This is a genomic window from Pseudonocardia nigra (assembly GCF_019396355.1).
In the GTDB taxonomy this organism is placed as follows: domain Bacteria; phylum Actinomycetota; class Actinomycetes; order Mycobacteriales; family Pseudonocardiaceae; genus Pseudonocardia; species Pseudonocardia nigra.
Map to the genome: position 1 here is coordinate 1 of NZ_JAHKRK010000384.1, position 3227 is coordinate 3227.

Consider the following 3227-nt stretch of genomic DNA (forward strand, 5'->3'; position numbering starts at 1 on the left):
CCGGCGGCCGCCGTCCCCGCGACGGCGAGCAGGGCGATCGCGGCGAGCACCACGAGCAGCGGCATCGTCCAGCCGCCGGTGGCGCCGTGCACCGCGCCCACGACCGTCGGGCCGGTGGCGGCGACGGTGTATCCGCCTCCCTGGACCAGCGCGGACATCTGCCGGTTCTCCGCCAGGTCGCGGGCGACGCGCACGATCAGCGAGAAGATCACGGTCATGCCACCGCCCTGGGCGGCGCCGCCCAGCACGCACCACACCGCCCACAGCTGCGGTGCGAGGAGCAGGCCGAGCGGGAGCGCGGTCCACGCGGCGCACACGACGAGCACCACGGCGCGCGGTCCGGGGCTGTAGCGCAGCAGCACGGGAACGCCGAACGCGCCGGCGAGGGCCGCGATCTGGAAGATCGACGAGCCTGCGCCGGCCGCGGCCGCGTCCATCGCGAGCTCGTCGCGCAGCAGCTGCGGAAGCCACGCCGTGACCCCGTAGTAGGCGAACGCCTGCCCGGCGAACGCCGCGGTCAACCCCCAGGCCACGGGCCGCCGCCACCACGCCGGTCCCACGGGCCCGCCGACGACGAACACGGGTTCCTCGGCCCCGTGCGCCGGCGCCGTCCGCCGCATCGCCCACCACCACACGACGGCGGCCACGAGGATCAGCACGCCCCACCCCGCGAGGGCCGTCCGCCACCCCGTCGCCGCCGCGATCGGCACGGTCAGCGACAGCGTGAGCATCGAGCCGACGTTGAGCGCTGCGGTGTACATCCCGAGGACGGCGCCGGAGCGTTCGCGCAGGTCGCGGCCGATCACGACGGGCACGGCGACGTTGCCGATGGTGATCGCGACCCCGAGCAGCAGGGTCCCGGCGATCGCCATGGGCAGCCCGTCGAGCGAGCGGACCACGATCCCCACCAGCAGGACCGCCAGCGAGATCAGCACACCCCGGCCGAGGCCCGTCCTCGCCAGCAGCGCGGACGCCAACGGGGTGGCCAGTCCGAAGCACAGGACGGGCAGGCTGGTGAACAGGCCCGCGGTCGCGGCGTCGATGCCGAGGTCGGCGCGGATCGGGTCGAGCACCGCCGAGACCGCCACGAGCGGGCCGCGCAGGTTCAGCGCGAGCAGCAGGATCGCGGCGACGAGCAGTGCGGCCGACACCCCCGAGGAACCCGTTGCAGACGAGGGGCGGGGGCGTGCGGCGGTCACGTGGCTCCATCCTCGTACCTCCCGGCCGCGCCGTCACGGGGAGGTGAGGAGACAGACACCAGCGCAGTGGGAGTCCGGCGGCCGCGTTCCGTGGACCGCGCGTGCGCTGCTGCGCGCCTGCGCCGTGGTCCTGCTGCGTCTCGCGGCGAGTGGAGGACGCCCTGCGGCGTTCGGCCGGGGGTCGCCGTCCAGACCAGGGCGGCGGGCTGCGTTCCGCGGAACGCACCGCGGCGCTCACGTCGTGGTCACGTTGGCACCTTGGTGCGGTAGGGCAGCAGGGCGTCGATGATGGGTTCGGGGTCGAGGCGTTCCCCTCCCCAGGTGGGGGTGAGGGAGTCGCGGGTGATGGCCAGCCCGCCTTGGATGGCGCTTTCGATGAGGCGTTCGACGTTGCCGGTCAAAGGCGCGCCGGTGGCGGCGACGGGGGTGCCGTCGGGGCGCAGGATCTCCCATCGGCCGCGGAGGCGGCGGATGCGGTAGTGGTGGTCGTGGATGACGCGGTGGTGGAAGCCGCAGATGAGGATGAGGTTGTCGATGTCGGTGGGTCCGCCGCGCCACCAGGGCCGGACGTGGTGGGCGTGCAGGTGCCGGGTGTGGGTGCAGCCGGGGAACTGGCAGCGGGCGCCATCGCGGGCGACCAGCGCGGCGATCTGGGCGGGGGTGGCGAGGCGGCGGCTACGGCCGAGGTAGAGCCGGTTGTTCTCGCGGTCGTCGAGCAGGAGTTGGACGCGGGCGTCGCAGGCGAGTCGTTCGGCGGTGGTGGGTGGGAGTTCGGGGCCGTCGTTGATGCGGGCGGTACCGGTGGTGACGTCGAGGTGCACGACGACCTGCGCGCGCCCGCGGGCCACGACCGGCGCATTGGTCCCTCCGTCGGGAGCGCCGGCCCCGCCGATGACCAGCGCCAGCAGCGCGTTGGCGCGGCGGGCGGCAACCCGGTCTTCGGCCGGGCCCGGCTCCTCCTCGACCGCGCGTTCCCGCCAGCCCTCGGGGGCGGCCGGGACCGGGTGGCGGACCGGGCCACGGGGCGGGACCAGTGCTTCCACGGCGGCGATGAGCGCGGTGCCTTCGTCGGGAGTGAACCGGCCGCGCAGCACCAGGGAGCCGTCGTCGGCCCAGCGCCAGGACAGCGAGCGGCGGGCGGCGGTGTCGGTGGGCGCGGCCTGGCGGCGGCGGACGGCGCGCACCACGGTTTCGACGTGGCTGGCGGTGCCGGACAGCGCCAGGTTCAGCAGGACCCGATCGGCCACCGCCGGGTCGGGCACCACAGTGTCGGGCACCACAGTGTCGAGCACCGCCGGGTCGAGCACCACGGGCTCGGCAACGGCGGGGTCGGGTGCCGGCGTGGCGGCCGCGGCAGGTGTGTCCGCGTCGGTCGGGTCGGCCGGGTCGGCCGGGTCGGGCCGGTCGAGCGGGTTGAGCGATCGCGGCCGGCGCCAGCGGGACCGCTCGCGGCGAGTCCGGCCCCGCCGGGCGGGATGCAGGCGGCGATCGTGGCGCTGTCGGCGCCGGTGATGCGGGTGATGGCGCGGACCTTGGAGTAGGAGATCCGGCCCGCCGCGAACGCCTCGGTGATCTTCGGTAGCCGCGTCAGGGCGTGTGCGACCCGCAGGTGCTCTGTGGCGGTGCGCAGGCACATTCCCACCCGCCACGTCAACCAATGCGCACAGGATCGCAACCCCGGGCCTGCCCAGCCGCCGCGGCGGTCGAACTCGGCGAGCAATTGCAGGAAGCGGCACTGCGCCGCGGCGATGTGCCCGGCCAACCCGAGCAACTCGGTCTCCACCTCGCGGGTGCTCATGCCGTCGCACGGGACATGAGCGGCGGGCAGCGCGGCAGCGGCGGTGGCGGGCACGGCAACTTCCAGAAGTTCGAACTGATGTTCGACTCCGAGGATGACAGCGGGGTCCGACAGTTCCCCGCGCGTTCCGCGGAACGCGACCTGGTGCTGCGGGCCCGGCGCTCGCGGCATCGCGGGCCAGGGCCGCGGTGTGCGCGGTCGGCGGCACGCGGCCGCGTGCCGCCGACGCG

The 3227-nt window shown here is 75.1% G+C and carries 4 protein-coding genes; 1 reads left to right on the forward strand and 3 read right to left on the reverse strand.

Annotated elements, in window-relative coordinates; all coding sequences use genetic code 11:
- From KME75_RS40650 to KME75_RS40660, 3 genes are all read right to left on the reverse strand, one after another.
- On the reverse strand, positions 1 to 1199 hold a 1199-nt coding region (locus KME75_RS40650), incomplete at its 3' end, for an MFS transporter (RefSeq protein ID WP_219420323.1).
- Between the two features lie 245 nt (positions 1200 to 1444).
- Complete coding sequence (locus KME75_RS40655) at positions 1445 to 2506, reverse strand: HNH endonuclease signature motif containing protein (protein ID WP_219420324.1); 1062 nt, start codon at positions 2504 to 2506, stop codon at positions 1445 to 1447.
- Positions 2425 to 2997 carry a DUF222 domain-containing protein gene (locus KME75_RS40660; RefSeq protein ID WP_219420325.1) on the reverse strand — a complete coding sequence of 191 codons (573 nt, stop codon included), beginning with the start codon at positions 2995 to 2997 and terminating at the stop codon, positions 2425 to 2427. The genes KME75_RS40655 and KME75_RS40660 overlap by 82 nt, the downstream gene beginning before the upstream one ends.
- 15 nt (positions 2998 to 3012) lie before the next feature.
- Here KME75_RS40660 and KME75_RS40665 point away from each other — a divergent pair.
- Positions 3013 to 3227 (forward strand): hypothetical protein (locus KME75_RS40665; protein WP_219420326.1); only part of this gene is annotated, 215 nt, incomplete at its 3' end.

Coding starts and splice junctions, on each gene's coding strand:
- KME75_RS40660 (WP_219420325.1), bottom strand. CDS start 2,997: ATGAGCACCCGCGAGGTGGAGACCGAGTTGCTCGGGTTGGCCGGGCAC.